General features: G+C 71.2%; 11 protein-coding genes and 1 pseudogene. 4 read left to right on the top strand and 8 right to left on the bottom strand.

Annotated features, from left to right (window positions below):
- Positions 1-66: 66 nt before the first annotated feature.
- From ABZU43_RS31765 to ABZU43_RS31775, 3 genes are all read right to left on the bottom strand, one after another.
- Positions 67-1,707: an ABC transporter substrate-binding protein gene (locus ABZU43_RS31765; protein ID WP_355010059.1), complete on the bottom strand. Its 1,641-nt coding sequence runs from the start codon at positions 1,705-1,707 to the stop codon at positions 67-69.
- A gap of 580 nt (positions 1,708-2,287) precedes the next feature.
- Positions 2,288-2,974: a response regulator transcription factor gene (locus ABZU43_RS31770; RefSeq protein WP_030337843.1), complete on the bottom strand. Its 687-nt coding sequence runs from the start codon at positions 2,972-2,974 to the stop codon at positions 2,288-2,290.
- A 2-nt stretch (positions 2,975-2,976) separates the two neighbouring features.
- Positions 2,977-4,242, bottom strand: a complete 1,266-nt coding sequence (locus tag ABZU43_RS31775; RefSeq protein ID WP_355010077.1) for a PspC domain-containing protein — start codon at positions 4,240-4,242, stop codon at positions 2,977-2,979.
- A gap of 155 nt (positions 4,243-4,397) precedes the next feature.
- Between ABZU43_RS31775 and ABZU43_RS31780 the strand changes: the two genes are divergently transcribed.
- The 3 genes and pseudogenes from ABZU43_RS31780 (at position 4,398) to ABZU43_RS31790 (ending at position 8,282) form a co-directional block, all read left to right on the top strand.
- A complete protein-coding gene (locus ABZU43_RS31780) occupies positions 4,398-6,185 on the top strand; it encodes a PspC domain-containing protein (RefSeq protein ID WP_355010060.1) in 1,788 nt (595 codons plus the stop codon).
- Positions 6,182-6,364, top strand: a pseudogene (locus ABZU43_RS31785) (hypothetical protein); the annotation flags it as partial. The gene ABZU43_RS31780 and the pseudogene ABZU43_RS31785, both read left to right, overlap by 4 nt.
- Positions 6,365-7,028: 664 nt before the next feature.
- Positions 7,029-8,282, top strand: coding sequence for a phosphatidylserine decarboxylase (locus ABZU43_RS31790; RefSeq protein ID WP_355010061.1), 1,254 nt, complete (start codon positions 7,029-7,031; stop codon positions 8,280-8,282).
- Positions 8,283-8,339: 57 nt separating this feature from the next.
- Here ABZU43_RS31790 and ABZU43_RS31795 read toward each other — a convergent pair whose 3' ends face one another.
- The 3 genes from ABZU43_RS31795 to ABZU43_RS31805 form a co-directional block, all read right to left on the bottom strand.
- Positions 8,340-9,290 carry a CDP-alcohol phosphatidyltransferase family protein gene (locus ABZU43_RS31795; RefSeq protein ID WP_355010062.1) on the bottom strand — a complete coding sequence of 317 codons (951 nt, stop codon included), beginning with the start codon at positions 9,288-9,290 and terminating at the stop codon, positions 8,340-8,342.
- Positions 9,291-9,635: 345 nt separating this feature from the next.
- Positions 9,636-10,586 (bottom strand): NUDIX domain-containing protein, encoded by a 951-nt coding sequence (locus tag ABZU43_RS31800; protein WP_355010063.1) that lies wholly within the window; start codon positions 10,584-10,586, stop codon positions 9,636-9,638.
- A 692-nt stretch (positions 10,587-11,278) separates the two neighbouring features.
- Positions 11,279-12,229 (bottom strand): NUDIX domain-containing protein, encoded by a 951-nt coding sequence (locus ABZU43_RS31805; protein WP_124856350.1) that lies wholly within the window; start codon positions 12,227-12,229, stop codon positions 11,279-11,281.
- 143 nt (positions 12,230-12,372) lie between these two features.
- On the opposite strand from ABZU43_RS31805, the gene ABZU43_RS31810 reads away from it, so the two are divergent.
- The gene (locus ABZU43_RS31810) at positions 12,373-12,762 is read left to right on the top strand and encodes a PspC domain-containing protein (protein WP_355010064.1); all 390 of its coding nucleotides are present in this window, start codon (positions 12,373-12,375) and stop codon (positions 12,760-12,762) included.
- A gap of 7 nt (positions 12,763-12,769) precedes the next feature.
- On the opposite strand, the gene guaA is transcribed toward ABZU43_RS31810, so the two are convergent.
- Positions 12,770-14,326, bottom strand: coding sequence for a glutamine-hydrolyzing GMP synthase (gene guaA / locus ABZU43_RS31815; protein ID WP_355010065.1), 1,557 nt, complete (start codon positions 14,324-14,326; stop codon positions 12,770-12,772).
- Between the two features lie 152 nt (positions 14,327-14,478).
- A complete protein-coding gene (locus tag ABZU43_RS31820) occupies positions 14,479-16,176 on the bottom strand; it encodes a GMC family oxidoreductase (RefSeq protein ID WP_355010066.1) in 1,698 nt (565 codons plus the stop codon).
- Positions 16,177-16,219: the final 43 nt, after the last annotated feature.

The raw sequence follows: 16,219 nt of genomic DNA on the forward strand, positions 1-16,219 counted from the left end.
CGCGGAACGGCCCCGGGTCGGGCTCACCGGATGTGGCGAGCCCGACCCGGGGTCAGACCGTTCGGATCAGAGCTCGACCGAGGTGATGTCGATCTCGCCGACGTTGTTCAGCTCGAGCTTCTTGATCTTCTCCGAGTGGCCGGACTGCTGACCGTAGAAGTAGACCGGGATGCTCGGAACGTCCTGGTCGACCTTCTCGACCGCCTTGGCGAACGCCTCGTGCGAGGCCTCCAGGCTCGGAGCGCCGCTGGCCTGCTTGGCAAGGGCGTCGACCTCGGGGTTGGTGTAGAGGCCGTCGTTCGAGGAGCCGTTGGTGATGAACAGCGGGTTCACCCAGTTCTCGACGTCCGGGTAGTCCTGCTGCCACGCGGCACGGTACGGGCCGCTCATCTTGTGGGCGTTGATGTTCTGACGGAACACCGCGAAGGTCGGCACACCCTCGGCCCGAGCGTTGATGTTGAGGTTGGTCTTGACCTGCTGCGCGACGGCGTCCATCCAGTCCTTGTGGGCGGAGTCCGCGTTGTAGTAGAAGACCATCTCACCGGTGAAGCCACCGGCCTCGGCGAGCAGCGTCTTGGCCGTCTCCGGGTCGAACTTGCAGGCGGTGCAGTTACCCGGCTTGGCGCCCGGGGTCAGCGGGTTCGCCCAGCTGTCGGCCGGCTTGCGGGTACCGAAGAAGATCTTGTCCGAGATCTCCTGCCGGTTGACGGCCAGCGACACCGCACGACGCAGCTTCGGGTTCGCGAAGCGCTTGTCGTAGATCGGGAACGCGATGAACGCGGTCGACGGCGTGACGGTGGAGCGGCCCCGGTCACCGAGGTCGGTCTTCCACTTGTCACCGGCGAGCGCCGAGGTGGGGACAACCTCCATGAAGTCGAGGTTGTTGGCCAGCAGATCGGCGTAGGCGGCGTTGTCGTCCTGGTACAGCTTGACGTCGACGTCCTTGACCTTCATCTTGTCGCGAAGGTTGTAGTCGTCGAAGCGCGTCAGCTTGATGAGGGAGTTGTCCTCCCAGGACACGAACTTCACCGGGCCGTTGCCGATCGGCTTCGTCTTGCCGAACTCTTCCGGCTTCATGGTGAAGAAGACGTCCGGCAGCGGCATGAACGCGCTGTAGCCGAGCTTGGTCGGGAAGACCGCGGTCGGCGCCGCCAGGGTGACCTCGAAGGTCTGGTCGTCGATGACCTTCAGGCCGGACAGCTTCTCAGCCGTCGGCGCCGGGGCCTTCTTCGGGCCGTCCGCGCCATCCGGGTCCGTGGTGTAGGTCTGGTCGAAGCCCGCGATGTCCGCGAAGAAGGTGCCGTTCTGCGCACCGTTCGGCGAGTAGGCGGCCCAGTTCCAGGCGTCGACGAAGTTCTTCGCCTTGACCTCGGTACCGTCGTGGAACTTGGTACCGGCCTTGATCTTGATCGTGAAGACCTTGGAGTCCGTGGTGTTGATGGACTCCGCCAGCGCGTTCCGCGGGGCCCCACCGTCGTTCGGGTACTCGACCAGGCCGGTCCACATCCAGTCGATGATCTTGCCGCCACCGGTCTCCGTGGTGTTCGACGGGACCAGCGGGTTCTCCGGCTGGACGCCGTGAACAACGATCGAGCCATCCGCGCTGGCGGCAGTGTCGTCACTGCCGCCGCTCGAGCAACCGCTCGCGACAAGCGCGGCAGCCGCGCTGAGCGCGATGGCGCTCGTCGCCCGCTTCGAGACTCTCATTCCGAGGGGCCTCCTCTTTCTAACCAGGTTCCGTCGTGGGTTTCACGCACGTTTGGGGGTGACACCGCCCGACCACCCCGGGGCGCGGGTCGCCGGGACCACAGGGAAGTTGGGGACACCCCTGATGTTCCGATCCGCCGGGCTCCCCCACCAAAGAGGCGTGACACGACGCAATCGACACAGCCACGGGCCGCCGAGATCGGCGAAATCGTGGTCGTGGGGCGTACGGAGTGCCACACACCGATGGTGAGGTGCTGCCACTGTGACACCCACTGGCCTCTTCCGTGAAGGTGCCGTTATCAAGCCGTTAGTTGCCCGCCACGTTGCCGATACTTGAAAAATGATCATAAAACGGTCGACGCAGGCGGCACTGAGCAGGAAATACGTTGCGCCCGCCCGGGAACCCGGCCTCAGCCGGTGCGCGCGCCGCGAAGCCACCCAGCCCGATGGGACGTGCGTCACCACTCATGTTTCGACCCATCCGGATGAGGGCCCCTACGGCTACCCGGACACGATCACAGGCTGGGCGTACGAGGGCGCACCGGCGGTTTCTCTGATCCTCGCCGGTGTCGACGCGCCGTCACACGAGCCGGCGGTCCGCCGCCCAGCGGGAAAGCTCGTAGCGATTGGACATCTGAAGCTTGCGCAACACGTTCGACACGTGCGTCTCCACGGTCTTGATGGAGATGAACAGCTCCTTGGCGATCTCCTTGTACGCGTACCCCCGGGCCAGCAGCCGCAGCACCTCCCGCTCACGGTTGGTGAGCTGGTCCAACTCCGGGTCGGCCACCGGCGCGTCCGGGCGGGCCGCGAAGGCGTCCAGCACGAACCCGGCCAGCCGTGGGCTGAACACCGCGTCCCCGTCGGCCACGCGCCGGATCGCGGCAGCCAGCTCGTCCGGGGAGATGGTCTTGGTGACGTACCCGCGGGCACCGGCACGGATCAGCCCGATCACGTCCTCCGCCGCGTCGGAGACGCTCAACGCGAGGAACTTGACCTGCGGGTGCGTACGCCGCATCGCCTCCAGCACCGCGCGACCGCCGCCGTCGGGCATGTGCACGTCGAGCAGCACCACGTCCGGGCCGACGGCGGCGATCCGGGTGACCGCCTCGGCCACCGTGCTCGCCTCGCCCACCACCTCGACGTGGGCGCCCAACTCCGCGCGCACCCCGGCACGGAACATGGCGTGGTCGTCCACCAGGAACACCCGCAGCCGCTCGGGGCGGGCATCCGCCGGGTCGAGGTGCTCGGTCGACTGCTCGGCCATGGTCATCTGTTCCTCTCCGCTGCGGACGAGTCCCGGGAGATCGGCAGGATCAACCGGACCTCGGTCCCCTCCCCCGGGCCGGACCGGATCTCGGCCCGTCCGCCGTGCCGCTTCATTCGCCCGATGATCGAGCCGCTGACGCCGTGCCGGTGGTCCTCCACCGTATCGGGGTCGAAGCCCTTGCCACGGTCCCGGACGAAGACGCTTACCTGATCCGGCTCCACCTCCGCGTAGAGCGACACCGTCTGCACACCGGCGTGCCGGGCGGCGTTCACCAATGCCTCCCGCGCAGCCGCGACCAGCGCCCCGACCTTCTCGTCGGTCTCCCGGTCCCCCACCACCACCGTCTCCACGCTGATCGCGAAGGTGTCCTCCACCTCGGCCGCGGCCTGCTCCAGGGCGGCGGCGAAGCGCTCGCTCGGCGAAGCGCTCGGCTTGTAGAGCCAGTTGCGCAGCGAACGCTCCTGCCCTCGGGCCAGCCGCTGCACCGTTTTGACGTCAGCTGCGTTGCGCTGGATCAGGGCCAACGTGTGCAGCACCTGGTCGTGCACCATCGCGGCCAACTCGGCCCGCTCCTGCTCGCGGATGCGCCCCTCGCGCTCCGAGCGGAGCTGGCTGTACGTCCGCCAGAGCACCGGCGCGGCGACCACGCCGACGCCCGCCAACCCGACCAACGCGAAGATGACGCCATTGATCACCGCGTCGAAGTTCTGTGCCGGGGAGTAGACGGCCGCGACGCCGATGATGCCGACCGCGACCAGCACTCCCCCACCGATGAACCGCAGCACGAAGGCCCGCCGGTCGCTCTCCTCGACGACCGCGCCGAGCCAGGGCACCGGCATCGCGTCGCCCCACTGTCGCCGCCGCTCGGGCGCGGACTGGTGCCAGATGACCCCGGCGCCGACCGCGATGATGGCCACCAACCAACCGGCGGTGCCCGCCGCGCCGACCGAGTCGAAGACCATCACCTGGATCAAAAGGACACCGAGCCCGATCCCCACGAACGGCAGGAGTTGGGCGACGTCCCGCCGGGGCGGCACCGCTGTGTCACCGGGGCGCAGCGGCACCACCGCCCAGAAGGCCGCGTAGAGCAGCAGGCCGAGCCCGCTCAGCCCGAGCAGGACCATGAACGCGACGCGCACCCGCAGCACCGAGATGCCGAGATGGTCGGCGATACCGGCGGCGACGCCGGCGGCCATCCGGTGCTCCGGGGCGCGGTACAGGCGCGGGGGCGAGGTCACGGTGCTGATCGGAGGCTCCCTGGTCACGGTGGCGTACAGGTCGAGGTCGGTGACTCGATCGTCACACGCTGCGGCGTCCGCGACCACGGGGACGCCCCCGACATTCCGGCCGCCGGATCTCAGGGTGGGGTCAGGGTCGGGTCCTGAGGTCGTTCGGGTGGACCGGGCAGCAGGATCGAAGCATGACCGAGGAAGCTGCCCCGCCACCCCGACCGGGGTCGGCACAGCCGGGCGGTTCAGCACCGCCCCCGCCCACCACCACGCCCGCCGAGTGGACCGAGCCCATCACGTTCGGTCCGCACGCTGGCACCGACGCGACCGCCGGCACCGTGCCCGGCGAGCCGGCCGACGGCTACGCGCCGCCCACGGCGGGCCACGGCCCAGGCCCGGGGTTCGCGGCAGGCACCGGCTACGGCCCGGGCGGCACGCCGCCAGGGCCGGGTGGTCCCGGTCCGTCCGCACCGCCACCGCCACTGGGCGGCACCGGCTTCACCTCGCGGTACGGGCTGGTCCGCCCGCGCGAGGGGCGGTACCTGGCCGGTGTCTGCGCGGCGATCGGACGCGCCACCAACACCGACCCGGTGCTCTGGCGGGTGCTGCTCGCGGTGCTCGGGTTCTTCGGGGGCATCGGCATCCTGGTGTACGTCGCCGCCTGGCTGATCATCCCGAACGAGGGCGACACCGCGTCCCCCGTCGAGTCCATGCTCGGTCGTGGTCGCTCCAGCATGTCCCCGGTGACGGTGATCGTCCTGGGCATCCTGGTCGCGGCCAGCTTCGCGTACATCGTCACCGACGCCTTCCGCGCGGTGCTGCTCGGCGCGGCCATCCTGGTCGCCGGCGCGCTCCTGCTCAACCGGGACGGCCGCAACCCACGGCCCGGCACCCCCGGTGGTCCGCCGCCCGCCTCCGGCAACCCGGCCGGTCCGGTCGTCCCACCGGTGACCTGGCCCGCACCGTCGTATGGCCCGGCGCCGTCGACCAGCCCAGCTGCGACGCCGCCGATGTTCAGCACCGGTCCGGGGTACGCCACCGCGACGACGGGGGCGGCGCCCACAGTCACCATCCCGGCGTACGACGCGCCGCCGACCAGCGCGACACAGCCGGTGTCCGGGGTCGGCCCGACATCCGGGCAACCGGCCGGCACGACGGCTGCCCAGCCCGGCTGGCCGAGTACCGCCATGCCCAGCGCCGGCTGGCCGTCGGCGCCGGTGAGCAGCACGCCCGCTGCCCCGGCCGGCTATCCGACCGCCCCGCCGCCCTCCGGTTACCGCCCTCCGTTCGCGCCGCACGGCCCGTACGCTTCGCCGACCCCGCCCGCACCTCGTCCGCCCAAGCCACCGAAGCCGCCGAAGCGCCCAAAGGAGCGATCGCCGCTCGGTGCGGTGACCTTCTCGCTGATCTTCCTGGTACTCGGTCTGGTCGCCCTGCTCGACCTGCTCGACGTCTTCGCCGTCAGAGCCTCGGCGTACTTCGCAGCCGCGCTGGCCACGATCGCGCTGGGCCTGCTGGTCGGCACGTGGTTCGGGCGGGCGCGCTGGCTCATCGCACTCGGTCTGGTGACCGCGGCGGCGCTGGGCACGGCGACCGTCGCCGAGTCCTACGACCGGATCCGGGGGGTCGACGGCGCGGTGACCTGGGCGCCCACCGACCACCGCGACCTGGCGGACCGGTACGAGAACAGCTTCGGTGACGCCGTGCTCGACCTACGCGGGATCAACTTCGCGAAACGGGACAGCCAGGTGACAGTGGCCGTCAACTTCGGCCAGGCGACTGTGGTCGTGCCGCCGAACGTTGACGTCACCACAGTGGCCGACGTCAACGCGGGCGACGCCAACATCTTCGGCAACCGCTCCGGCGGGCTGGACGGCCGCCTGCGGGAATCCACCGACGTCGGCGCGGACGGGCCCGGCGGCGGGACCCTGCGCCTCTACATCCATGTCAATGCCGGCAACCTGGAGGTGACCCGGTGAAGGCTCACCGCACGGATCTGGTGTCGTTCGCCTTCGGGCTCGTGTTCCTGGCGCTGTCAGCCTGGTGGCTGCTCGCCCAACTGCTCGGGCTCGCACTGCCGCCGGTTGGCTGGTTCCTGGCCGGCGCACTCATCCTGATCGGGGTCTTCGGCCTGGTCGGCGCGCTGCGCTCGAGTCGACCGAACCAGCCGGAAGCCATTGCCGAGACCGGCGCCACCGAGGCGGTCGCGCCCGTCTCCGGCACGTCCGTCTCCGGCGGACCCGTCTCCGGCGCACCCGTCTCCGGTGCCGCCACGTCGACGTCCGGCGCGGCCCTGCCGGTCTGGGAAGCCGAGCGGTCCACCTGGGACTCTCCCTCCTCGGACCCGACGCTCATCTCGGACCCGACGCCCTCCTCGGACCCGACGTTGGAGACGCCGACGACCGAGGTGCGGGCGCAGGACGTGCCGAGCGCCGACGTGATCCACCCGGCCTGGCTGGCACATCCGCCGTCGGAGCCGTCAACCGAGCCCGTCCCCGGCCGACCCGACAACGGAGACGACGAGCCGACCACCGGGAACCTCGCCCGCCCTGCCTCGTCCGAGGGGGACGAGCCGACCCGCTCCGACCAACCGGTCGGGGCCACCGGCGACCAGCCGGGTGACGAGCACGAGGGTCCGCGCAGGCAAGCCTGACCTCGGACGGCCGTCCGCGTCGGTCCACCGCATCCCCACGGCGGTGCGGCCGGCGCGGACGGACGCATATGCTGGCTGGTGGAGATCTCGCCTCCGCCGGCCGGCCCGTCCCGCCCATGGCGGTCCCGCCGCGATTCCCGTCTCTACCCCCGTCAGGAGCCCGCCCGACATGACCCAGTCCCCCGCCGTGCGTACCACCGGCCGGTCCGGTCCGGTCCGCATCGGCGAGCGAGCCGCCCGTACCCTCGTCGCCGAGCTGGCCCGGATCAACGACCCCAAGGCCGCCCTGCTGGTCGGGGTGACCCCGGACTCCGCGGTGCTGGCCGCGGCGGTCGATGCGCTGCTCCCCGGTGACCGGCTCACCGTGGTGCCCGCCGAGCCGTTCGGCGCTGCCGCACTCAGCGAGCACGTCACAGCCCAGGGTCGCTGGGTGGCCGACCGGGTGAGCGTCGTCGACTCGCTGACCGAGGCCGAGGCCGCCGAGGTCGTCATCGCCGCTGAAGCGTTCACCGGCACCGCCGAGGCCACCCGCAGCGGGGTCGAGGGGTTGGTCAAGTACCTGACCGACGGGGCGGTGCTGAGCGTGGCGACCGTCGCCACCCCCGGCCGGACCGAGGGCGCCGCCGCCGAACTGGCCCGACAGGACGCCCTCTACGGCGTCGGTGCCGATCTGGTGCTGCGCAACTCGCCACCGGTGCGGGTCTACCGACTGCGGTTCACCCCGGCGACCCCGGCCGCTGCCGACAGCCTGGCCCCCGCGTACCGGCCGTCGAGCGTGCCGGTGACCCGGGGCATGCACATCGACTCCAACGGCGTGGCGGCGGCGGGCATCGCGCTGGGCCTCGCGGCGCTGGCCCGGGTGGCGCGCCCGTCGTCCAAGCTGTGGCTGCTGCCGGCCCTGGCCGCCGGGCCGGTCGCCGCGTTCTTTCGGGACCCCGAACGGGACGTGCCGGAGGACCCGAGCGCCGTGGTCGCCAGCGCGGACGGGAAGGTCCTGTCGGTGCAGCGGCTGCACGACGAGCGCTTCGGCGACGGCGAGTGGCTACGGATCGCGGTCTTCCTGTCGGTGCTGGACGTGCACGTCAACCGCGCTCCGGTCGCCGGCAAGGTGGTGGACTACTTCGTCGCCGACGGCGGCTTCGTCAACGCGATGAAGCCGGACGCCGAGCACAACGTGGCCGCGTACACCGTGCTGGACACCGCTCGCGGCACCGTGGTGGTCGCGCAGCGGACCGGGCTGATCGCCCGCCGGATCGTGCAGCGCGCGCCGATCGGCGCGCTGCTGGCCAAGGGCGAGCGCTTCGGGCTGATCCGGTTCGGCTCCCGGACCGACGTCTACCTGCCCGCCGAGGCCGCCGACCCGCTGGTCGGGCCGGGCGACAAGGTGGTCGGCGGGTCCACGGTCATCGCCCGCTGGCGCTGACACGCAGACGAAGAACGGGGCGCCGCTGACCGCGGCGCCCCGTTCTGTCTGTTCAAATCAGGCGGTACGACGCTGCCGCAGCCAGAGAACCGGCCCGCTGACCAGGTAGCCCACCACGATCAGGGCGAACGTGAGCCGGATGTCGACCAGCGCGCCGATCACCGGGGCCAGCCAGAGCCACGGCGGCAGCTTCACCAGGCGGGCGAGCTTGGCGTACGGGAAGCTCGACACCATCGCGAAGGCCAGCAGCGCCACACCGGCGACGAGCACGGCACCGGGCACCGGCAGGCCGATCGCCACTGTCACGGCGAGGACCGCGGCCGCCATGGTGGTGGGCACCCCGCAGAAGAACCGGCCGTCCTTCGGCGAGACGTTGAAGCGGGCCAGTCGAATCGCGGCGCAGGCCGCGACCAGGGCGCACGCCACCGCCGCCGCCGCCGTGGAGACGGAACCGGCGAGCGAGGCGTAGACCACCACCGGCGCGGCGAGACCGAACGAGCACATGTCGGCCAGTGAGTCCATCTGCGCGCCGAACGGGCTGGCCACCCCGAGCCGTCGGGCCAGCGCGCCGTCCAGACCGTCGAAGCCGACGCATGCGATCAGGCAGAGCGCCGCCATGCGCACCTCGCCCTGCATGGCCAGGAAGATGGCCAGCATGCCGAGCATCAGGCTGGCCAACGTGCAGGCGTTTACCAGGCCGAACTTCATCCGGCGCGCGATGGTGCGCTCGCCGGGAAGCAGCGGGATCGTGTGGGCCTCGTCGGTCTGCGTCATCGGCGGCATCGCCGGACTGACCGGCATGACCGCCTCGACGTTGGCTCGGTCCAGGCCCAGTGTCGGGTCCACGCCCAGTGTCGGTCGGCTGAGCCGGTCCAGGCCGTAGCGACGGCGCTGCCGATCGGCGTACCGGTGCTCGGTCGGGGCCAGGTCGGTCGGGTGCAGGTCGCCATCACGGCGACCGACCCGGACCAACAGCACCTGGCGGGCGAACGTGCTGCTGCGGCGCAACCGGCCCGCCCAGCGACGCCCTGCGGGGCGCGGACTGTCAGTAGTACGACGCCGGCGCCATGGGGCTCTCGGCACGTTTCCTCCATCACCGGATCTGCTGACCGCCAAGTGGCGGGTGTCCGGCTGTCTCGTGCCGGACCTTGCATGGCCCGGCAGCCGTTTTGCGGAGTACACCATCGCATAGGGGAACTGGGCTTGGCGATAGCTGCCGGCGGTACTTGTATCTGGCTTAAACCGCTCGAACCGCTCGCTTGTTCCCATCCCGGGCTTCTTCGCCCTTTTCCTCCATCATTCCCGCCTTTGACTGTACCGGAGGGTCACCAACTCGGCTCGTCGGGCGGTGTGCTATCGACCACTCTGTCCGATTGCCACGGCAGCGATGTCGCTCAACGGCAGGTCAGTCGCCTCCTCCCGGGTGAACCACCCCGCCCCCGACGTCGACCCCCCGGCGGACTCGGTGACCACCGCGTCGTCAGGTACGTCCACCAGCACCCGATAGATCACCCGTACGCCATGCCAGTCCAGAGGTCGACCCTCCGGGCCCAGTGCGGCGGGATTGTGCAGATTGTTGACGCCGAGAAGCTCCACGACCCGGCCCACCTGCCCGCCCTCCTCGACCAACTCCCGCAGCAACCCGGTGGTCGGCTGCTCGCCGTGATCGGTGCCCCCGCCAGGCAGATGCCACAGACCGGCCCCCGGGTAGCCCTCCGCGATCTGGGTGAGCAGAATCCGCCCAGCGGGGTCGGTGACCAGCCCGTACGCCCCGAAGCGCAGCCGACGGTCGGGGTGCTGCGGCGGCAACAGGTCCCGCGACCGGTGCGCCGCCGGCGGCAGTGGGGTGACCGGCAGGCCGAGCGCCTCGGCGGTGAACGGGGTCAGCGGCAACTGCGCCACCTCCGCCAGCGGAAGCCAGGAAGCCTGATCGACCAGACCAGCCCCGACGCCGCGCGACCCGCCCTCGGGCCGCGCACTCTCACGCTCCGCGCCGTCAGGCAGCGCGTCGTGGGGCGTGCTGAGGTCGAACAGCAGCCGGTCGGTGTGCAGCGAAGCCTTGTCCTCCGAAAAGGTGGCCATATCGGCAACCACCGCGAGTAGTCGCGTCACCGCAACCGTCAACCCGACCTGCTCGTCGACCTGGCGGATCACGGCGCGCTCCGGGTCCTCGGCATGCCTGACGGCGCCGCCGGGCAACCGCCAGACCCCGGGAAACTCGCCCTCCACCCCGTCCCGAACCACCAGGACCCGGCCCGCGTCTCGCAGAAGTCCATAAGCCCCGACTCGCCGCGCGAATTGCACCTTCGCTCGCCCCCGCTTCCGCACCCACAACTGTTGATCATCAAGTTACCGTCGTCCAACTCGCGTTCAGACAATAACTTCATGATCAATGCGAGGCAGGGCACGGGAAACCCGCAGAGCTCGGCGAACCGGCACGTACAGACCGAGGTAGCCGGCCCTTGGCGACGACCGATCAGCCCCGTAGACCCCTAAGCCCGTTAGGCGACCCGGTCCGCGTCACTCCATCAGCCCGCATTGTGGAGTCCATTCGCGTTGCCGGAGTCGAGACTGACGGTGATCCACTCGGGTTCACGGAAGGCGCGGTATTCCAGTGCCCGGGATGCCGCGTTTTCAAGGAACCCGAGTGGATCACAGGCTGGGGGCATGGACCTACCGAAGCCGGACGACCCCCAGGCAGCGCCGAGGACCCGAGGACGCCCCGCCCGGAGCGTCCGGGCGTAAGCCCTCAGCGGGGTGTGCCCGCGCTCAAGATCGCGCAATATCCAGGATGTAGTGGCATCGGCGCGTGGGTGAAGCCACTACATCCTGGTTCGAGCACGATCTTGCGCGGGGCGCGGGGCGCGGGGCACGAGGCACGGGACGCGGGCGGACGCCCAAGGCACGACCCCCAAGGCACGACCCCAAGGCGCGAAGCCCAAGGCCCGACCCCCAAGGCCCGGTGCGCCGCTGGCTCCTCGCGGATCGGTCGGGGATCAGGTGAGTTGGGCGGCCTGGACTGCTTCGGCGGTCACCTCGGTGAGGCGGTCGGTGGGGAGGGCGCCCAACTCCTCGCGGCCGAACCAGCGGGCCTCGCAGGTGGAGCCGCCCACGTCGGCCACGGTCAGCGGGTTGGGCTGGTCGACGACGACCCGGTAGAAGGCGCGTACGCCGTGCCAGTCGATCGGGTAACCCTCGGGGCCGAGTGAGGCGGCGTCGCGGTGACTCGCGACGCCGAGCAGCTCGACGAGGCGGCCGGCCTGGCCGGTTTCCTCGATCAGCTCCCGGATGAGTGCCGCGCCGGGCTGTTCGCCGTAGTCGGTGCCGCCTCCGGGTAGGTGCCAGCAGCCGGCGCCGGGGTAGCCGTCGGAGATGCGGGTGAGCAGCACTCGGCCGGCGGGGTCGGTGCAGACCGCGTACGCGGCGAAGCGCTGGGCCCGGTGCAGCCCGTCGGGGCCGGGCACGGCGTAGAAGGAGGGGAACTCGGGTGCCTCGTCGGGCACCACGTCGGCCGAGGAGGCGGGCAGCCCGAGGGCGCGTGCGGTGAACGAGCGCAGCGGCAGCTCGCGCGCCTCGTCGAGGGTGTACCACCGGGCCAGGTCGGTGGGGCGCTCGCCGACCCGGTCGGCGAGGGTGCCACCGCGCACGGCAACGCGGTAGATCAGCCGGTCGGTGTGGATGGTGATGCCGCGGTCGGGAAGTGCCCGCATGTCGGCGAGCACGTCGGCCAGGCCGGAGACGGCGACGGAGAGACCGGTTTCGGCGGCGGTCTCGCGGACGACCGTGTGGTTCGGGTCTTCGCCGTGGTCGACCGCCCCTCCGGGCAGCGACCACGTGCCGGGGGTGCCGGAGCGCTCCGATGCGCGGACCAGCAGGACTCGGCCGCTTGAATCAGCACAAACTGCGTATGCCGCGATCCTGCGGAGCGGCTTGAGCAAAGTGGTCACGGGAGCAAATTCTCCCCGGGCCGGGTTACCGGAACGGAAAAGAGTCGGATTCCTGACTATCTGGCCCCGGTCAGGGATTGGTCAGGGTAAGGATCCGGGCGGTCACCGAGGGCGGGCCGGGCGCCAGCGCGGACTGTGGGGGTATGACATCGACCACCGCTCCCCACGCCCCGTACAAGCAGCTCCGGCGACCCACCACCGACCGCATGGTCGCCGGGGTCGCCAGCGGCGTCGGCCGCTACTTCGCCGTCGATCCCACACTGGTCCGGGTGATCTTCGCGGTCACCGGTCTGCTCACCGGCGGGCTCGCGCTGTTCGCGTACCCGATCATGTGGTTCCTGATGCCGGAGGAGCCCAGCGGCGCGCCGGCCTGGCCGCACGCCGCGGGCGTCGCGCCGCAGAACGGCCCGCCGCCCACCGCCGGGCCCGCGCCCGGCGGACCACCGCAGGGGTACGCCTCGACGCCGCCCTACCCGCCGACGACCCCGCTCTACCCGCCGACGACCCCGTCCAGCCCGCCGACGGCGGCCTGAGCGGCGCTCACTCCCACTCGATGGTGCCCGGCGGCTTGCTGGTGACGTCCAGGACCACCCGGTTGACCTCCGCGACCTCGTTGGTGATCCGGGTGGAGATCCGGGCCACGATGTCGTAGGGCAGCCGGGACCAGTCGGCGGTCATCGCGTCCTCGCTGGAGACCGGGCGCAGCACGACGGGGTGCCCGTAGCTGCGCCCGTCTCCCTGCACACCGACGCTGCGCACGTCGGCGAGCAGCACCACGGGGAACTGCCAGACACCCCGGTCGAGGCCGGCGGCGGTCAGCTCCTCGCGGGCGATCAGGTCGGCCTGGCGGAGCAGGTCGAGCCGCTCCTGGTCGACCGCGCCGATGATCCGGATGGCCAGACCGGGGCCGGGGAACGGGTGCCGCCAGACCATTGCCTCGGGCAGGCCCAACTGGAGGCCGAGCGTGCGGACCTCGTCCTTGAACAGGGTGCGCAGCGGCTCGACCAGCGCGAACTTGAGGTCTTCCGGGAGACCGCCGACGTTGTGGTGGCTCTTGATGTTGGCGGTGCCGGTGCCGCCGCCGGACTCCACCACGTCGGGGTAGAGGGTGCCCTGGACGAGGAACTCGACGTCGCCGTGGGCGGCGATCTCGCGGGCCGCGGCCTCGAAGACCCGGATGAACTCCCGACCGATGATCTTGCGCTTCTGCTCCGGGTCGGTCACCCCGGCGAGCGCGCCGAGGAACCGGTCGGTGGCGTCGACCACCTTCAGCTTGATGCCGGTGGCACTGACGTAGTCCTTCTCGACCTGCTCGGCCTCGCCGGCGCGCAGCAGGCCGTGATCGACGAAGACGCAGGTGAGCTGGTCACCGACGGCCTTGTGTACGAGCGCCGCGGCGACCGCCGAGTCGACTCCGCCGGAGAGGCCGCAGATGACCTCCTTGTCGCCGATCTGGGCGCGGATCCGGGCGACCTGCTCGTCGATGATGTTCTCGGGAGTCCAGGTCGGCTCGATGCCGGCGATGTCGTAGAGGAAGCGGGTCAGCATCTCCTGACCATGCGCGGTGTGGCCGACCTCCGGGTGGAACTGCACGCCGGCCCGTCGACCGGCCAGGTCCTCGAAGGCGGCGACCGGCGCGCCCGCCGACTCGGCGGTCACTGTGAAGCCCTCGGGCGCCTCGGTGACGCAGTCGCCGTGGCTCATCCAGACCGGCAGGTCCGCCGGCAGGTCACGCAGCAGCACACCGGGGTCGAGGAGGCGGGGGCGCAGCGGGGTGCCACCGTACTCACGGTTGCCGGTCCTGGTGACGGTGCCGCCGAGCGCCTGGGCCATCGCCTGGAAGCCGTAGCAGATGCCGAAGACCGGCACGTCGGCGCTGAACACGCCCGCGTCGATCTGCGGCGCGTCCGGGGCGTAGACGCTGGACGGGCCACCGGACAGGATGATCGCGGCCGGGTTCTTCGCCAGCATCTCGGCGATCGGCATCGAGTGCGGCACGATCTCGGAGTAGACCTTCGCCTCACGGACCCGGCGGGCGATGAGCTGGGCGTACTGGGCTCCGAAGTCCACCACGAGGACTGGGCGAGGCAGGCTCATGTGCACGAAGCCTACCGACAGTCACGGCCGCTGCCGGCACCGGCTCGCCGGCAATCCACTCTCCCGACGATCTTGCACTTTCTGCCCCGACAAAGGCCACGAATGCCGCGTAACGGCGACCGAAAGTGCAAGATCGCGGAGGTGGCGGCGGGTCACTGTCGCAGCGCGCCCGGGGCGTGCGGCGGGACCGCCGGGTTTTGCGGGGGTACGGGTGCGAGGCGGTGGTACGGGGAGCCGAGCGGCGGGCGGAAATCCTCGTCGCCCTTGTTGGGCCAGAAGGACATCGCCCGTTCCGCCTGTGCGGTGATCGTCAGGGACGGGTTCACGCCCAGGTTGGCCGAGACGGCCGCCCCGTCGACCACGTGCAGCCCGACGTGCCCGTACACCCGGTGCCAGGGGTCGATCACCCCGTCGGCCGGGGTGGCGCCGATGACCGCCCCGCCCAGGATGTGCGCGGTCATCGGGATGTCGAACGGTTCGGTGAGTGAGCCGCCGGGGGTGCCGCCGATCTCGTCGGCGAGCATTCGGGCGGCGGTGTTGCCAGCGGGAATCCAGGTGGGGCTGGGCGCGCCGTGGCCCGGGCCGGTGACCAACCTGCTGCCGAGCGGGCCACGCCGCCACCGGGTGGTCAGCGAGTTGTCCACGGACTGCATGACCAGAGCGATCACCGTCCGTTCCGACCAGCCGCGTACCGACAGCATCCGCGCCGCCAACCGGGGCTGCCGCACGATGCTGCCCAGCCAGCGGCGCACCCGGTGTGGGCCGCCGTCGACCAGCAGCGACTGGAGCAGCCCCATCGCGTTCGAGCCCCGTCCGTAGCGGACCGGCTCGACGTGTGTCTGCGGGTCCGGGTGGAACGAACTGGTGATGGCCACCCCCTCGGTGTAGTCCAACCGCTCGGAGCGGGCCCGTCGACGGGGCACCGAGGCGCCGAGGATCGCCTCCGAATTGGTCCGGGTCAGCTCGCCGAGGCGGGGCGAGAGCCCGGGTAGCGCACCGTCGGCCCGCATCCCGTGCAGCAGTCGCTGGGTGCCGAGCGCCCCGGCGGCGAAGACCACCTGGTCGGCGTGGATGACCTGCCGACCCTTGCGCAGCCAGGCTCCGGTGCGTTCGGTGTGCACCTCGTACCCGCCGCCGTCGGCGGGCCGGACGGCGGTCACCGTGGTCAACTGACGGACCGTGACCCCGAGCCTTTCGGCGAGCCAGAGGTAGTTCTTGACGAGGGTGTTCTTCGCCCCGTGCCGGCAGCCGGTCATGCACGAACCGCAGTGCAGGCAGCCGGTGCGTTCCGGGCCGGCACCGCCGAAGTACGGGTCGGCGATCCGCTGGCCGGGCCGGCCGATGTGCACACCCACCGGGGTGGCGTGGAAGGTGTGCGCCACCCCCATCCGCTCGGCCACCGCGCGCATGGCGCGGTCCGCGCCGGTGTGCACCGGGTACGTGGTGACGCCGAGCATCCGTTTCGCCTGGTCGTAGTGGTGGGCCAACTCGTCGCGCCAGTCGGTGATGTCCCGCCACTGCGGGTCGTCGTAAAAGGCCGGCAGCGGTTCGTAGAGGGTGTTCGCGTAGACCAGCGAACCGCCGCCCACCCCGGCGCCGGAGAGCACCAGCACTCCGCCGCCGGATCGTCGACCGGCCGGGCGGAGCAGGGTGAGCCGTTGGATGCCGTAGCAGCCCAGCTTCGGTGCCCAGAGGAACCGGCGGAGCCGCCAGGACGTCTGCGGGAACTCGTCGTCGGCGAAGCGGCGGCCGGCTTCCAGCACCGCGACCGAGTAGCCCTTCTCGGCCAGTCGGAGCGCGGTGACGCTGCCACCGAAGCCGGACCCGATGACGAGCACGTCGTACCGCATGCAGGCATCATTACTCGCGAGTAGCGCTCGCGCCAGCGCCCGT

Origin of the sequence: Micromonospora sp. NPDC005205 (assembly GCF_040608275.1) — a bacterium.
GTDB lineage: Bacteria > Actinomycetota > Actinomycetes > Mycobacteriales > Micromonosporaceae > Micromonospora.

Coding starts and splice junctions, on each gene's coding strand:
- ABZU43_RS31765 (WP_355010059.1), bottom strand. CDS start 1,707: ATGAGAGTCTCGAAGCGGGCGACGAGCGCCATCGCGCTCAGCGCGGCT.
- ABZU43_RS31770 (WP_030337843.1), bottom strand. CDS start 2,974: ATGGCCGAGCAGTCGACCGAGCACCTCGACCCGGCGGATGCCCGCCCC.
- ABZU43_RS31780 (WP_355010060.1), top strand. CDS start 4,398: ATGACCGAGGAAGCTGCCCCGCCACCCCGACCGGGGTCGGCACAGCCG.
- ABZU43_RS31790 (WP_355010061.1), top strand. CDS start 7,029: ATGACCCAGTCCCCCGCCGTGCGTACCACCGGCCGGTCCGGTCCGGTC.
- ABZU43_RS31810 (WP_355010064.1), top strand. CDS start 12,373: ATGACATCGACCACCGCTCCCCACGCCCCGTACAAGCAGCTCCGGCGA.
- guaA (WP_355010065.1), bottom strand. CDS start 14,326: ATGAGCCTGCCTCGCCCAGTCCTCGTGGTGGACTTCGGAGCCCAGTAC.
- ABZU43_RS31820 (WP_355010066.1), bottom strand. CDS start 16,176: ATGCGGTACGACGTGCTCGTCATCGGGTCCGGCTTCGGTGGCAGCGTC.